The organism is Paraburkholderia sp. A1RI-2L (genome assembly GCF_048957375.1).
Lineage (GTDB): Bacteria > Pseudomonadota > Gammaproteobacteria > Burkholderiales > Burkholderiaceae > Paraburkholderia.
This window is the reverse complement of the sequence record NZ_JARBTA010000004.1, coordinates 412,979-426,727: the sequence shown is the minus strand read 5'-3', so window position 1 is coordinate 426,727 and position 13,749 is coordinate 412,979. Positions and strand designations below refer to the sequence as shown.

At 63.6% G+C, this 13,749-nt stretch carries 14 protein-coding genes; 5 read left to right on the top strand and 9 right to left on the bottom strand.

Annotation, left to right across the window (positions count from 1 at the left end):
* The first annotated feature begins 29 nt into the window (after positions 1-29).
* Positions 30-308 (top strand): muconolactone Delta-isomerase, encoded by a 279-nt coding sequence (gene catC, locus PWP93_RS30370; protein ID WP_213308028.1) that lies wholly within the window; start codon positions 30-32, stop codon positions 306-308.
* A gap of 31 nt (positions 309-339) precedes the next feature.
* On the opposite strand, the gene PWP93_RS30365 is transcribed toward catC, so the two are convergent.
* On the bottom strand, positions 340-1,665 hold the full coding sequence (locus PWP93_RS30365) for a type II toxin-antitoxin system HipA family toxin (RefSeq protein ID WP_421028590.1): 1,326 nt from the start codon (positions 1,663-1,665) through the stop codon (positions 340-342).
* Between the two features lie 3 nt (positions 1,666-1,668).
* Positions 1,669-1,932 (bottom strand): helix-turn-helix domain-containing protein, encoded by a 264-nt coding sequence (locus tag PWP93_RS30360; protein WP_421028589.1) that lies wholly within the window; start codon positions 1,930-1,932, stop codon positions 1,669-1,671.
* Positions 1,933-2,155: 223 nt separating this feature from the next.
* Here PWP93_RS30360 and PWP93_RS30355 point away from each other — a divergent pair, with 223 nt between their 5' ends.
* Positions 2,156-2,536: a DUF427 domain-containing protein gene (locus tag PWP93_RS30355; protein WP_421047317.1), complete on the top strand. Its 381-nt coding sequence runs from the start codon at positions 2,156-2,158 to the stop codon at positions 2,534-2,536.
* Positions 2,537-2,584: 48 nt separating this feature from the next.
* Here PWP93_RS30355 and PWP93_RS30350 read toward each other — a convergent pair whose 3' ends face one another.
* A complete protein-coding gene (locus tag PWP93_RS30350; protein WP_421047316.1) occupies positions 2,585-3,946 on the bottom strand; it encodes an MFS transporter in 1,362 nt (453 codons plus the stop codon).
* A 381-nt stretch (positions 3,947-4,327) separates the two neighbouring features.
* Here PWP93_RS30350 and PWP93_RS30345 point away from each other — a divergent pair, with 381 nt between their 5' ends.
* Positions 4,328-5,335: a zinc-dependent alcohol dehydrogenase family protein gene (locus PWP93_RS30345; protein WP_421047315.1), complete on the top strand. Its 1,008-nt coding sequence runs from the start codon at positions 4,328-4,330 to the stop codon at positions 5,333-5,335.
* A gap of 16 nt (positions 5,336-5,351) precedes the next feature.
* Here the strand turns inward: PWP93_RS30345 and ftrA are convergent, their stop codons facing one another.
* A complete protein-coding gene (gene ftrA, locus PWP93_RS30340; protein ID WP_421047314.1) occupies positions 5,352-6,374 on the bottom strand; it encodes a transcriptional regulator FtrA in 1,023 nt (340 codons plus the stop codon).
* 96 nt (positions 6,375-6,470) lie between these two features.
* Here ftrA and PWP93_RS30335 point away from each other — a divergent pair, with 96 nt between their 5' ends.
* Both PWP93_RS30335 and PWP93_RS30330 read left to right on the top strand, forming a co-directional pair.
* Entirely contained in the window at positions 6,471-6,881 is a 411-nt protein-coding gene (locus PWP93_RS30335) for a rhodanese-like domain-containing protein (protein WP_421047313.1), read from the top strand.
* A 308-nt stretch (positions 6,882-7,189) separates the two neighbouring features.
* Positions 7,190-8,743, top strand: a complete 1,554-nt coding sequence (locus tag PWP93_RS30330; protein ID WP_421047312.1) for a diguanylate cyclase domain-containing protein — start codon at positions 7,190-7,192, stop codon at positions 8,741-8,743.
* A gap of 120 nt (positions 8,744-8,863) precedes the next feature.
* On the opposite strand, the gene PWP93_RS30325 is transcribed toward PWP93_RS30330, so the two are convergent.
* The 5 genes from PWP93_RS30325 to catA all read right to left on the bottom strand — a co-directional run bounded on the left by PWP93_RS30325 (position 8,864) and on the right by catA (position 13,701).
* Entirely contained in the window at positions 8,864-9,142 is a 279-nt protein-coding gene (locus tag PWP93_RS30325; RefSeq protein WP_027818693.1) for an HU family DNA-binding protein, read from the bottom strand.
* Positions 9,143-9,316: 174 nt separating this feature from the next.
* The gene (locus tag PWP93_RS30320; RefSeq protein WP_421047311.1) at positions 9,317-10,702 is read right to left on the bottom strand and encodes a glutamine synthetase family protein; all 1,386 of its coding nucleotides are present in this window, start codon (positions 10,700-10,702) and stop codon (positions 9,317-9,319) included.
* Positions 10,703-10,806: 104 nt separating this feature from the next.
* Entirely contained in the window at positions 10,807-11,364 is a 558-nt protein-coding gene (locus PWP93_RS30315; RefSeq protein WP_421028580.1) for a helix-turn-helix domain-containing protein, read from the bottom strand.
* A 14-nt stretch (positions 11,365-11,378) separates the two neighbouring features.
* Positions 11,379-12,668: an NAD(P)/FAD-dependent oxidoreductase gene (locus PWP93_RS30310; RefSeq protein ID WP_421047310.1), complete on the bottom strand. Its 1,290-nt coding sequence runs from the start codon at positions 12,666-12,668 to the stop codon at positions 11,379-11,381.
* Between the two features lie 97 nt (positions 12,669-12,765).
* Positions 12,766-13,701 carry a catechol 1,2-dioxygenase gene (catA, locus tag PWP93_RS30305; protein WP_421047712.1) on the bottom strand — a complete coding sequence of 312 codons (936 nt, stop codon included), beginning with the start codon at positions 13,699-13,701 and terminating at the stop codon, positions 12,766-12,768.
* Between the last annotated feature and the right edge of the window lie 48 nt (positions 13,702-13,749).

The window sequence follows — 13,749 nt, the reverse complement described above, 5'->3', positions numbered from 1 at the left end:
TGATTAATTGATTTTGACGAGGACAGAACATGCTTTTCATGGTTCGTATGGACGTGCACATTCCCGCCGATATGCCCGCTGCACAGGCCGAGGAAATCAAGGCGCGTGAGAAGGCGTACTCGCAGGACCTGCAACGTCAGGGCAAATGGCTGGCGCTGTATCGCATCGTGGGCGAATACGCGAACTACAGCCTGTTCGACGTGGAATCGAACGACGAGCTGCACACGCTGCTTTCCGGGCTGCCGCTGTTCCCGTACATGACGATGCACGTCACGCCGCTCGCGAAGCATCCCTCTTCCATCCGCTGAGCGCTGCCATCACGCAGCCTGAGGTGAACGGCTAAGACACGAGCCGTTGCGCGGAGAAGCGCAGCCCGTCGAACAGCTTCGCTGCCACGCGCTCCGGAAAGCCTTCCGGCAACGTGGCGGCTACCTCGTCGATGACTGTCGGCGTGCGAGCAACGAAACGCTCGACGATCGAAGCAGCGTCGGCGCCGTAGTGGCATAGCTGCGCGGTGGCGTCGAAGTGGCTGCGCTTCACGTCGCGCATGCGGTAGTGCCGTCCCTTGCCCCACACCGCCATCGCCAGCGTAGCCTTGTGCCACGACCACTGATTGCCGCCGTCGCCCGCGACGGGCCAGATCGACATGACGTCGTAGAGCGGTGCAAGCTGAAAGCGCCCGCCCGGCAGGAGACGCAGGCTGAAATTCTTCGCATGGCCGTCGGGCGCCGCCAGCATCCAGAAGGCAATCTGCGCGGCGAGGAAAGTTTCGATGTCTTCGCGCGCGGCTTGGGACTGGCGCAAAAGGTCCGCGATCTCGCGCACGCCCGGGCCGCCCTGAGATTCGTACTTGAAATGTGGCGGCACGCCGAGCGCCTGGCAGAAATCCTCCTGCGGCAAGCGCAGCAGCATGCCGCTGCGCGACACCGCGCGGTCGAAGCGCTCGACCGCCAGCACTTTCTGCGCGCCGAACGTGACGATCTGCGCGTTCGACACCGGCAGCCCATAGGCCTTGAGCAAAGCCAGGCACAGCCACTCGTTCTCCACCGAGGTATGAAAATCCACCTTGCGATGGCCGATCAGGCCAAGCGGCAGCTTGAGGATGTGCGTCGTGGGCGTGGCGCCGTGGGGTAAATGCCAGCGGCCCTCGTGATAAAGCAGCGCGGTCTTTTCCTGCGCGCCCGCGAGCGAGATGCGCAATTCTTCGTCCGGGGCGCCCATGCCGCCCGGCAGCGCGCCTGAAGTTTCCAGCAGGAGCCGTTCGACGGCCGCATCGTCGAGCGGCGTGCCCTCGATGCGTTCGATGCGCGCCGGCGTCTCGTCCTCTTCCAGCAGCTGCACGGCGCCCACGCAGTCGCGGCCGACCGCCTTGAGCAGGTCGAACGCGCCGAGTGACCCGGTGCTAAAGCGCGCCGCGATGCGTCGGCGAATTTGCGTGCTGTCGGGCAGCAGATTGTCGAAGTAGTTGTACACTCGCGCGCCGCGCAGCGGCCGCTCGCCCAGGCCGAACGGCAGCGAGAGCGAAAGCGGCCGCCCCGCCGCCGATGCCTTCCAGGCGGGGTCATAGCGCAGTTCGGTCTCACCCAAGGGCGGTACTGTCCAGGTGCCGACGCGCTCGCCGTTGGCCCAGATCGAGAGTGTGCGGGAGTGCGATTTGCGCCCCATCTCCTACCACTCCGGCCGGTCTTCTCGCGCCTCGTACAACTCGCCGTGATCGCGCGACTGCACGCACAGTTCGAGTTCGTAGAGCGCAAACAGCGCAAGCATCTGATTGAGCGAGATACTCGCTGTGCCAGTGGTTTCGAGCGCGGACAGGCGCGGCTGCCCGATGCCGAGCGAGGCGGCTGCCTGCGCCTGGGTCATGCCGCATGCCTTTCTGGCCGACTGCAGGATCTCGGCGAGCCCCGTCGGCGTATGGACGATGATCTTCATGGGATATTCCTGAAAAGCATAAAACGAGTATATGCCTGTAGACGATATTTTACCAATATCGCTCATAAGCATAAATTAGGAATATCATTATCACCGATACTACTCGATGCAGCACGACGCACTGCGTGCACCAGGCGGCGAAACCGGTTTTCGCCCTACACTGCAAGGCATCGGCCGAGCCGCATCAGCCGGCTCCGGATTCATGTCTGCAAGGAGTGCCGTCATGCACACGAAAACCGTGAAGATTCCTGGCCCGGATCATCCCATCACGATCGAGCCTTCTCCATTGCGCGTGGTCGTGAAGGTCGCGGGCAAGACCGTCGCCGATACGCGACGGGCGCTGATGCTGCGCGAAGCGAACTATCCGGCCGTGTTCTACGTGCCGCGCGAAGATGCCGACATGTCGCTGCTCGCGCGCACGGACCATGCCACGTATTGCCCCTACAAAGGCAACTGCAGCTACTACTCGATCGTGCCGGGCGGTGAACGCTCGATCAACGCGGTGTGGACCTACGAGTCGCCGCACGACGCCGTCGCGCCCATCAAGGACCACCTGGCCTTCTACCACGACCGGGTGGACTCCATGGAAGAACTGGACATCTGAACCAAACGGCGCCCGAGGAGATTCTCGAGGCGCCCCCCCCGCCCGCGCTCAACGCGCCTTTTGCACAGGGGGCACCCCCGCCAGCAACGCGACGCCGCTTGCCACCAGCAGCGCGGTAAGCATATAGAGCGCATTGTCCATACTGCCCGTATGCACCTTGATGAGCCCGATCGCCCACGGACTCACGATTCCGCTCGTAATGCCGATGCTGCTGATTAGCGCGATGCCAGCAGCCGCTGTCTTGCCCGTCAGGTAAGCAGGCGGCACGGCCCAGAAAATCGGCAGCGCGGCGAAGATCAGCACGGCAGCCAGCGACAGAATCGCCATCATCGCGGCAAAGCTCGCCAGGTGCAGCGTGAGCAGCGAAAGCGCCACGCCCCCGCCGATGGTGCAGGCCGCGAAATGCCAGCGGCGCTCGCCGCGTCGATCGGATCGGCGCGCGATCAGCATGAGGCCCACCGCGCCTATCGCGTTCGGGATCACGGTGTAGAGGCTGATCGCCAGCACGTCATGCACGCCGAAGTCGCGAATCATCAGCGGCATCCAGAAGTTGAGCGTGAGCGATGCGCAGGTCAGCGAAAAATAGATGAACGCGAATAGATAGACACGCGGATTGCGCAGCGCCGCGCCGAACGAATGTGACGACGCCTTTACGTGCTTGCTCGCGCGCGCGTCCAGCGTCGCTCCGTCGCGCTGCGCGAGCAGATGAGCTTTTTCCGAATCGCTGAGCCAGCGTGCCTGCTCCGGACCGTCGACGAGCCAGAACGCCGCCATGAGGCCCAGCAGCACAGCGGGCAGGCCCTCGATCGCGAACATCCAGCGCCAGCCCTCCAGACCCATGACGCCACCCATGTCGCGCATGATCCATCCGGAGACGAGCCCGCCCAGCACGCCCGCCACCGCGACACCGGCAAAAAAGATCGAAAGCACCGCAGCACGGCGGCGCGGCGGAAACCAATAAGTCAGGTACAGCACGATGCCGGGGAAGAAACCCGCCTCGAACACGCCAAGCAGGAAACGCAGCGCGTAAAAGTGCGTGGGCGTATGCACGAACATCATGCAGGTCGATGCGATGCCCCACAGCAGCATGATGCGCATGAACGTGCGGCGCGCGCCAAAGCGTGCGAGCAGTAAATTGCTCGGCACCTCACACAGCACGTACCCCACGTAGAAAATGGCCGCGCCGAGTCCGTACATCGCGTCGCTGAAGCCGAGGTCGTGCTTCATCTGCAACTGCGCGAAGCCGATGTTGATCCGATCGAGAAACGATACGACGTAGCAGACAAATAAAAACGGAATGACGTGCCACGCGACTTTGCAGTACAGCAGGTCGTCGCTGGTCGGGGAAGCGGCGGCGGACGGCGCGAGCGTGGGGTCGGATGCGCGGTCCGTGATGATCGATTGCGGCATGTGCCTGTCTCCAGATTTTTGGGAAATCCGCGCCACGCGGATCTCCGTTGAGTGGCGTCTGACGCGCCTTCGGAATGACTCGATGAAATCTCCACTAACGGCAGCCCGGATTCGGATGCGGAGGATTGCTGCGCCGCCGTGCCTCTTGCGACTACCGTTGGCGCATCATAGGAGCAGCGTAATTTATTTGTCAATAGCTAATCAATTAGTCAAACGTAAACGATTAAAGTGAACCACCGGTCTCCAGGGCAATAATGGCTTTCAGGCAGGCCTCTTCTCGAGCTCCGTCGCGCGCACGCGTCTATGCTTCGTCTGTTGCTCGCAACGACAAGCTCGCCAACACCCGCGACGCCGCGCTGCGGCGCGTACCAGGAGATCGTCATGAAAGCCATCCAGCTGATCGCGCCCGCCGGGCTCGACAATCTCAAGCTCGTGGATCTCGCCCCGCCAGGCGAGCCGCAGGCTGGTGAAATTCGCGTGCGTCTGCACGCCAGTTCGCTGAACTACCATGATCTGGGCGTGGTGCTCGGGAAAATGGGCGCCGCCGACGGGCGCATTCCCATGTCCGACGGCGCGGGCGTGGTCGAAGCCGTGGGTCCTGGCGCAAGCGAATTCGCCGTGGGAGACCACGTGGTGTCCACGTTCTTCCCGCCATGGCTCGACGGCGAGCCCACGCTTGCCGACTTCTCCGCCACACCAGGTGACGGCGTCGATGGCTACGCGCGCGAAGCCGTGGTCGCACCCGCCACGGCCTTCACGCACAGCCCGCGCGGCTACAGTCACGCCCAAGCGGCCACGCTCACCACGGCGGGGCTGACCGCATGGCGTGCGCTGGTTGTGAACGGCGCGCTCAAGGCCGGCGACACGGTGCTGGTGCTGGGCACGGGCGGCGTGTCGGTGTTCGCACTGCAATTCGCCAAGGCGATGGGCGCGACCGTGATCGCCACCTCGTCATCCGACGAGAAGCTCGAGCGCGCGCGGAAACTCGGTGCGGACCACACCATCAACTATCGCAGCGAGCCGCAATGGGCGGGCAAAGTGCTGGAATTCACGAATGGACGCGGTGTCGATCACGTGGTCGAGGTCGGTGGACCCGGAACGCTCGAACAGTCGATCCTGGCTACGCGCGTTGGCGGGCATATTGCGCTGATCGGCGTGCTGACCGGTATCGCGGGCCCGGTGCCCACCGGCACGATGATGCGCCGCCAGCAGCGCCTGGAAGGGTTGATCGTCGGGAACCGGCAGCATCAGATCGAGCTCGTGCGCGCCATCGACGCCACCGGCATCAAGCCCGTGATCGACCGCTCGTTCCCGCTGGAGGCGATTGCCGATGCGTTCCGTCTGCAGCAGGCAGGTGGGCACTTCGGGAAGATTGTTCTGGAGTACTGATGCGTCAGTGGATGATTTACCCGGACTGGGAAGCGCGCCGTTTTGCGCCTGGGGCGCGCGGCCGCTTGCTTTGCGCACCGTGGGCGAATTGCTCGCGATACGCGGCGGGACTCGTAAGCGCGATGCGCCGGAAATGCCGCCGCAGCGACTCCTCGGAGCCGAAGCCCGCCAGATCCGCCACACGGTCCATGGGCAAGTTTGGCCGCGATTCGAGCAGATCGCGCGCGAGGCTCACACGTTCCCGCACCACCCAGGCGTAAGGCCCCATCCCCGTCGCATCGAGAAACTGCCGCTGCAGCGTGCGCGCGCTCATCGCAGCGCGCGTCGCGAGCGAAGCCACGCTGTGGTCGAGGCGGGGATTGGCGCGAACCCAATCCATCAGCTTGGCAAGCGGACTGGCTTCGTCGCGCGGCATCGGACGCGGCACGTATTGCGCCTGGCCGCCCTCGCGATGCGGCGGCACGACCAGTCGTTGCGCCACGCGATTGGCCACAGCTGCGCCGTGATCGCGGCGCACGAGGTGCAGCAGCATGTCAATGCCCGCCGCCGATCCCGCCGAGGTCAACACCTGCCCTTCTTCGATATAAAGCGCATCCGGTTCGACATGCAGTTGCGGATAGCACTGCTGCAACCGTTCGGCATAACGCCAATGCGTAGTCACGCGCTTGCCGTCGAGCACGCCAGCCGCAGCCAGCACGAACACACCCGAGCAGATCGAGCACAGCCGCGCCCCGCGTGCATGCGCCGCGCGCAGCTTCCTCAGCAGCGCTTCGGGCGGACGCTCCCCGGCATCGCGCCAGCCAGGTATCACGATCGTCTGCGCGCGATCGAGCATCGCAAGCGTATAGGGTGCGGACACGGTAATGCCGCCTGCCGCGCGCAGCGGCCCACGCTCGACAGCACACACGGCGAAGCGATACCAGGCGACGTCGAGCTCGGGCCGCTCGAGTGCGAAGAACTCCGTCACGCAACCGAATTCGAAAGTGCAAAGACGGTCGTAGGCGAGCGCAACGACGAGATGAGATGTGGAATCGGACATGGCGCGATATTACCGGAAATTGTCGATCGCGCCACTGTCGACATCACCGTGCGAGGCGAGAGAATAAAGCCATCGACACCACAACAAGGAACCGGCATGTCACCTGTATCCGAACTCCCCGCTGCACCGAGCGCCGAGGCACTCGCGCATTTCAGCGCCTCACTCGCCTTCGAAACCGATTGCGCCGACGTGTATGTGTCGCTGTCCGGCAGTCCGTCCTCGGCGGACTTCGTCCTGCTCGACGTACGCAGCCCCGCGCTTTTTGCGCGCGGCCACGTGCCGGGCGCGGTGAATCTGCCGCACGGCAAGATCGTCGCGTCGAAGCTCGAAGGCTACCCGCTGAACACGCTCTTCGTGACCTATTGTGCGGGCCCGCATTGCAACGGCGCAACACGTGGCGCGATCCGGCTCGCTCGACTCGGGCGGCCCGTCAAGATCATGATCGGCGGCATCACGGGGTGGCTGAACGAAGGGTTCGAGCTGGCTGCAGGCGAAGCGGAGTTTTAACGTCGCGCGCCACTCGAGCACGGCATTTCGACGAACCCGGTGTCCGCTACACGGGTTCGTCCAACCATCCTTTGCCCCATCACTCGGCCGATGATCACCTGCTCCCTGTGCTACGTCATCGCTCGCTACCGCCTGGCCGGACGCAATCGCAAAGCGACCCCGCCTGCCGGGCCGCCTTTCAATACGCAAACGATACACGTTGCATAGTCAGCCACGAACGCAGTTTCATGCGCCTGGTATTCGGGTAGGATGCGAGTTATCCGCTGCGCCGCCCGCGCTCGCGCCATCCCCCTCTCAACGCACGAAACATGCAACAAGGCACACAGGCAACCGCCGCCAGCTTTGCCAACATGGGCGTCGACCTGCTCGACTTTTTCGACGTCACCCCCACCTCGCTTTGGCTCGAAGACTATAGCCAGTTGCGCGCCCTGTTCGACCGGTGGCGCGAAGCGGGCGTCACGAATCTGCGCGCGTGGCTCGAAGAAGACCCGCGCCGCGTAGCCGAATGCTCGGCCTGCATCCGCGTGCTGAAGGTCAACCGGCATACGCTTGCGCTTTACGGCGCGCGCAGCCATGAGGAGCTCACCGCGCGTCTTGCCGACGTGCTGCGCGACGACATGTTCCAGGCGCACGTGGGCGAACTCGAGCAAATGTGGCAAGGCCGCACGACGTTCCGAAGCAAGAGCGTGAACTACACGCTCGGTGGCCGGCGCATGGACATCCTGCTGCGCGGCGTGATTTTGCCCGGTCACGAAGGCGACTGGAAACGCGTGCTCGTCTCGATCGAAGACGTCTCCGCACTGGAGGATGCACGCCATCGCGCCGCCATGAGCGAGCAATACGCGCACGGCATCTTCGAGCATGCGCCAGTATCGCTATGGGTCGAGAATTTCACGGCGATTCGCCAACTGCTGGACGAAGTGCGCATGCAAGGCATCGTCGATTTCAGAACATTTACCGACGTGCACCCTGAATTCGTCGAGCGCTGCATGAACGAGATCCAGGTGATCGACGTCAATCACTACACACTCGGCATGTATCGCGCACCCGACAAGGACACGCTGCTCTCGCGCCTGCCCGAAGTGTTCCGTGACGACATGCGCCCGTATTTTCGCGAGCAGCTTCTCGATCTATGGGAAGGCCGTCTCTTTCAGCAGCGCGAGGTCGTCAATTACGCACTTGATGGCAGCGCGCTCAACGTGCATCTGCAATTCTCGGTGTTTCCCGGTCACGAAGAGTCGTGGGATCTCGTACTGCTCGCGCTCACCGACATTACCGCACGCAAGAAGGCCGAAGCCTACCTCGAATTCCTCGGCAAGCACGACGTGCTCACGAAACTGAAGAACCGCTCGTTCTACGTGGATGAAATGAACCGCCTGCAGCGCAAGGGGCCGTTCCCGGTGAGCGCGATCGTCGTGGACATGGACAACCTGAAGGCCGTCAACGACCAGTTGGGCCACGCCGCCGGCGACGCGTTGCTACGCCGCGCAGGCGAGGTGCTGACAAAAGCGATTCAAAAGCCTTACCACGCCGCACGCATCGGCGGCGACGAATTCGTGGTGCTGATGCCCGGCAGCGGTCCGCGCGACGCCGAAGTCGTTGCGCAAAGCATCACAAAGCTGGTGGAATTGAATAACCAGTTCTACGGCGGACCGCGATTGAGTTTTTCGCTGGGCTGGCAAAGCTGCGAGGAAGGCGAAAGCGTGGAAGCGATGTTGCGTGCCGCGGACGCAGCCATGTATGAGGCCAAACGGCGGCGCAACGAATTGCAGCGCACTGGGGCGAATGATGCAGGCGACGCGGGTGATGCGGACCGGGACAGCCCGGCAGCCAACGACGGTCACTGTAATGAACTGAAATAACCAGACGGACACCTGGCGATTCGGCGCGGCAAAAAGAATACCGGGAGCGAGGCGTCGTGCGCCCTGCTCCCGGTTTATGATGCGCTTCGCCACCGCAACCTCACGCGGCGGCAGCCCGCATCACGACGCGTTGACGGCGTCCTTGAATGCCTTGCCAGCCGTGAACTTCACCGTCTTTGCCGCAGCGATCTGGATTTCCGCACCCGTTGCCGGGTTGCGGCCCACGCGGGCAGCACGCTGGCCGGTCGAGAACGAACCGAAGCCGACGAGTTGCACGGAATCGCCCGACGTGACCGCCTTGGTGACCACTTCGAGGATCGCGTCGATTGCGGCTCCGGTGGCTGCCTTGGTCTCGCCCGTGCTTGCGGCGACTGCGTCAATGAGTTCCTGTTTGTTCATCTGCTACCTGTGTTGAGTTGAGAAAACCTGCATACCCTACCTCACACGGGCCAAACAGGCAAATTACGTTGCATATCGAAACGCAAAGCACACGGGGCTTACGGGCTGGGCGACTGCCAGGAATGATTCCTGCAGGCGATTTTCTCGCCGATTTTGTCACTATTTCGCGTTATTTTACAAAAACCACCGATATTCTCGCGCACCGATCGAATTCATAAAATCGAGGTGGTCCTGACGTTTATTTTCACAATAAACCATGGTGAAATCGTCGCCGAGCCCCTCCCGCACGCCGGCATGCCCGCGCATGGCGGCCACCGCCGAAAGCATGTCGCACGGAAAATCGACACCGCTCGTGCGGTCCTGATTGAGCGACGCGATCGGCTCGCGGCCCGCTTCCAGGCCATATTCGATGCCCGCGAGAATGGCCGCGAGCACGAGATACGGATTGGCATCCGCGCCCGCGAGCCGGTGCTCGATGCGCAGATTCGCCTCATCGGATTCGGGAATGCGGATGCAGGCATCGCGATCCTCGAAACCCCAACTCGCCCGGCTTGCCGCGTTCACCATCGCGCCATAGCGCCGGAATGCATTGTGATTGGACGCAAAAACCGGCATGCAATGCGGAAGCAACGCGAGGCAGCCCGCCACGGCATGCCGCAACGCGCGCTGCTCTCGCGCGGCGAGCACGTTGCGGCCCGCCTCGTCGTAAAGGCTCACGTGCACGTGCATACCGCTGCCGGGCGCATCGAGAAATGGCTTCGACATGAAGCTCGCCCGATAGCCGTGCCGCAGCGCCACTGCGCGCGTGCTCCGGCAAAAGAGCGCTGACCAGTCCGCCGCGCGCAATGCATCGTCGCAATGGCCAAAGTTGATTTCGAATTGCCCCGGCCCGAGCTCGGCGGTGATGACCGTTGCGTCCACACCCTGCTCGCGCGCGGTCTCGACCATCTCGTGCAGCACGGGCGCGAAACGCGAAAGGCGCTCGATATGCATGTTCGGCTGATTGTCTTCGTCATCGCACAGTGGATCGCGCGCATGACGGGGCAGCCCTTCGCTCAGCTTCGCATCGAACAGATAGAACTCCAACTCGAACGCGACCACGGGTTTCAGGCCGCGCTTCGCAAAACGGTCGAGCACGCGGGCGAGCACCTGGCGCGGTTCGAAGCCGATGGGCGTCGCGGTGCCGTCCGAGGTGATGAGCATTTGCGCGAGCGGCTGCCGCTCCCAACGAACCCGCTTGAGCGTGCCCGGCACCAGGCGGCGCGGCACATCGGGATCGCCGTCGTGGAAGCAGTATTCGCCGATCGGATACACCCCGCCTTGCGCACCGAGCAAGATGCAGTTTTGCGGCAGCTTGAGCAGTGCACCGGCGGCCACTTTCTCGAGCATGGCGATGGGGTAACGCTTGCCGTAGAAATGCCCGGGGATGTCGAGGCAGATCAGGTCGACGTATTGCACATCGGAATGGGCCGCACGAAAGGCGCGTACTTCGCTCACGAGGTCAGTTATGGTGGTGCTCACGTCGAGTTCCTCTTTAGCGGGAAATGGTGGATCTGTCATTTAATCCGGACTCCAAATCATGATGAACACGCGCGCGCCGGCAAAGCGCGTGTCTCTCGTAGCGACGTATCAGGCAGGCGTCGAGGCAGTCATCGAATCGGGCCTCAGGTGAACACCCAAAGCACGCGCGCGTCCTTGTCCGAGCGATTCGCGTAACTGAAGCGGCAGCGCGCCGGCAGTTGGAAGCTGTCACCGGCTTTGAGCGTGACCGCTTCATCCTCGCCATCGAGCCAGATGGTGAGCTCACCTTCGAGCACGAAACCGCCCTGCTCGTCGCTGTCGTCCACCGGGCGTTCGCCGCTCGTAGCGCCCGGCTCCAGCAGGCTCTCCAGCATCGAAAAGCCCGACGACATGCTCGGCGAAACCAGCACATCGGTGATGCCGCCACCGTAGTAAAGCGTGCGCCGCTCGCCGGGCCGCGTGACCCACGGTAGCGCGCGCGGCTTGCTCACGCTGTAGAAGTACGTGGTCGGCGTTTGCAGCGCCTCGCCGATGGCGGTGAGATCGGCGACCGTGGGCCGCGACATGCCGCGCTCGACCTGCGAGAGAAAACCCACCGAACGGCCGATCCGTTGCGCGAGATCGGCCAGCGTCACCTTCTTGTGCTTGCGCAGATCGCGAATGAGGATCGCGAGGCCCTCGATCTCTTCTTCCTTGTCCATGCCGAATACCTCATTCAGACTACGTCGCGCATGCGATACCAAAGCTTGCCGAGCGCTTCGAGCGGCGCGGCCAGCGCGTCGCCGCCCGGGAAACGCGGATTATGGATGGCCTCGTAGCACGAGAGCAAGCGCGTGTCGCCGAGGATCGCATCGGACACGGCGCGCGCCGCGGCCAGCGTGGGCAGCACGCCGTGCCCCGAGAAACCCTGGAGCCAGTAGCGCCCGCGCGCGTGCCCCACGTCCGGCGTGCGCCGGATGCTGATATCGATATGGCCGCCCCACGCGTATTCGAGCTCGACGCCACGCAGTTGCGGGAAAACGCGTTCGAGGCTCGGCCGGATCGCTGCGCGAATGTCTTTGGGAATACCGCCGAGATACGTGCACGCGCCGCCGAACAGCAGCCGATGATCGGGGCTCAGCCGGAAGTAGTCGGGAACGAACTGGTTATCGATCACGCAGCTATTGCGCGGCAAGAGCGTATGCGCGAGTTGCGGGTCGAGCGGCGCGGTCGCCACCTGATACGTGCCGACCGGCAGGACACGGCGCGCCAGTTCGCGGTCGAGCCGGTCGATATAAGCGTTGCAGGCGAGCACGAGCGTGCCCGCGCGGATCTGGCCATGGGGTGCGGTCGCGACGAAACCCGTTGGCGTTTCGCGCCATTGCTGCACGCGGGTCTGCTCGAAGATGCGCCCGCCCGCGCGCTCGATGGCGGCGGCAATGCCCAGCGCCAGCTTGAGCGGATTGAGGTGGCCGGCCTCGGGATCGTAAAGCGCCGCGAGATAGCGCGGGCTGCCCACCCATTCGGACATGTCCGGCTCGACGATAACGCGCAACGCGTCGTAGCCCCATGTGCGCGCGGCTTCGTCGCGTGCCTCTTCCAGCAGCGCAATGCGGTTGCGCTTCACGGCGGTCCAGAGGCTGCCGGGCCGGTAGTCGATATCGAAGCCGTGGCGCGCGGGAAGTTCGCGCACCTCGCGCGCCGCCCAGCGCATGCTGTCCCATAGCTCGCGCGCGCTCTCGAGTCCCAGCGACTGCTCGATCTGCCCCATATCGCACGACCAGCCGAGCAGCGCCTGCCCGCCGTTGCGTCCGGACGCGGCCCATGCCACGCGGCTCGCCTCCGCGACCACCACGCGCCGGCCCGCTAGCGCCAGCCGCAGCGCGGTATGCAACCCGCTGAAACCCGCACCGACGATCAGGATGTCGGCGTCGCACTCGCCCGCGAGGGACGGGCGCTCCGGCGCCTCGCCGGGCAGCGTGCGGGCGTAATAGCTTTCCACATGACGGGTCGATTCGACGAACATGGCAGCATCCGTGAAATTTCATCGGCTTAATTTCATGAAAAATTAGCACGACAATTTCACGGATGCAATCGTCTTTTCGGGCTTTGCGGCTTCGACGTTACGCCGCAGCGGCCTTGCGCAGCCGATTGACGATCTGGTTGTCCTTACCCTGAACCAGCGGCGTGAGCGTGATATTGAACTCGATGGTCTTGTACGTATCGCCCTTCAGACCCAGCGTCGTACCGCCGGTCTTCTCGACCACGGGCGGAACAAGCTCCTCGCGCGTAGCGTAGGCGAAGTCATCCCAGGTCAGTGGGTCACCTTCGATATTGAATTGCGTAGTGAGCTTGCGCGAATTTTCGGCGGTGACGAAGAAGTGCACGTGGGCCGGGCGGTTGCCATGGCGGCCGAGCCTGTCCAGCAGTTGCTGCGTCGCACCGTGCGGTGGGCAGCCATAGCCTACGGGCATGAGCGTGCGAAATTCGTATCTGCCGTCCGCGCCCGTCCTCACCGCGCCGCGCAAGTTGAAATCGCTCTGCGCGCCGGTCGGATCGAAGTGCGAATAGAAGCCCTTCGAGTTCGCATGCCAGCATTCCACCAGGGCGCCAGCGAGCGGCTTGCCGGCCATATCCGTGACCGTGCCGTGAATCACCAGCGGCCCTGCGTCCTCATCCGGATCGATGGCGATGGCCGATACGACCTCGCGCACCGGCGCGCCCGCCACATAAAGCGGGCCTTCGATAGTGCGCGGCGTGCCGCCTTCCAGACCAACTGCCTTGTCCTCGGCGTCCATGCGAATGTCGAGGTACTTCTCGAGACCGAGCCCGGCTGCGAGCAGCGCCGCTTCGCCATCTTGGCCGAGCTTGTTCAGATAGTTCACGCCGGACCAGATTTCATCTGGTGTGATGTCGAGATCGTCGATGGCCATGAAGAGATCGCGCAGCAATCGATGGACGATCTGCTGCAAACGCGCGTTGCCGCTGCCGCCATTGAGATTCGCGGCCGCCATCAGCAGGCTGTGCACTTCCTTCGAGTCGAATACTTGTGCGCTCATCATTCCGTCTCCTGAAATTAGGGAAAATTGGTCCAGGCATCGTTTCCT

Excerpts from the sequence above, each read along its gene's own strand:
- catC (WP_213308028.1), top strand. The coding sequence starts at position 30 with ATGCTTTTCATGGTTCGTATGGACGTGCACATTCCCGCCGATATGCCC.
- PWP93_RS30365 (WP_421028590.1), bottom strand. The coding sequence starts at position 1,665 with ATGGGGCGCAAATCGCACTCCCGCACACTCTCGATCTGGGCCAACGGC.
- PWP93_RS30360 (WP_421028589.1), bottom strand. The coding sequence starts at position 1,932 with ATGAAGATCATCGTCCATACGCCGACGGGGCTCGCCGAGATCCTGCAG.
- PWP93_RS30355 (WP_421047317.1), top strand. The coding sequence starts at position 2,156 with ATGCACACGAAAACCGTGAAGATTCCTGGCCCGGATCATCCCATCACG.
- PWP93_RS30350 (WP_421047316.1), bottom strand. The coding sequence starts at position 3,946 with ATGCCGCAATCGATCATCACGGACCGCGCATCCGACCCCACGCTCGCG.
- PWP93_RS30345 (WP_421047315.1), top strand. The coding sequence starts at position 4,328 with ATGAAAGCCATCCAGCTGATCGCGCCCGCCGGGCTCGACAATCTCAAG.
- ftrA (WP_421047314.1), bottom strand. The coding sequence starts at position 6,374 with ATGTCCGATTCCACATCTCATCTCGTCGTTGCGCTCGCCTACGACCGT.
- PWP93_RS30335 (WP_421047313.1), top strand. The coding sequence starts at position 6,471 with ATGTCACCTGTATCCGAACTCCCCGCTGCACCGAGCGCCGAGGCACTC.
- PWP93_RS30330 (WP_421047312.1), top strand. The coding sequence starts at position 7,190 with ATGCAACAAGGCACACAGGCAACCGCCGCCAGCTTTGCCAACATGGGC.
- PWP93_RS30325 (WP_027818693.1), bottom strand. The coding sequence starts at position 9,142 with ATGAACAAACAGGAACTCATTGACGCAGTCGCCGCAAGCACGGGCGAG.
- PWP93_RS30320 (WP_421047311.1), bottom strand. The coding sequence starts at position 10,702 with ATGACAGATCCACCATTTCCCGCTAAAGAGGAACTCGACGTGAGCACC.
- PWP93_RS30315 (WP_421028580.1), bottom strand. The coding sequence starts at position 11,364 with ATGGACAAGGAAGAAGAGATCGAGGGCCTCGCGATCCTCATTCGCGAT.
- PWP93_RS30310 (WP_421047310.1), bottom strand. The coding sequence starts at position 12,668 with ATGTTCGTCGAATCGACCCGTCATGTGGAAAGCTATTACGCCCGCACG.
- catA (WP_421047712.1), bottom strand. The coding sequence starts at position 13,701 with ATGAGCGCACAAGTATTCGACTCGAAGGAAGTGCACAGCCTGCTGATG.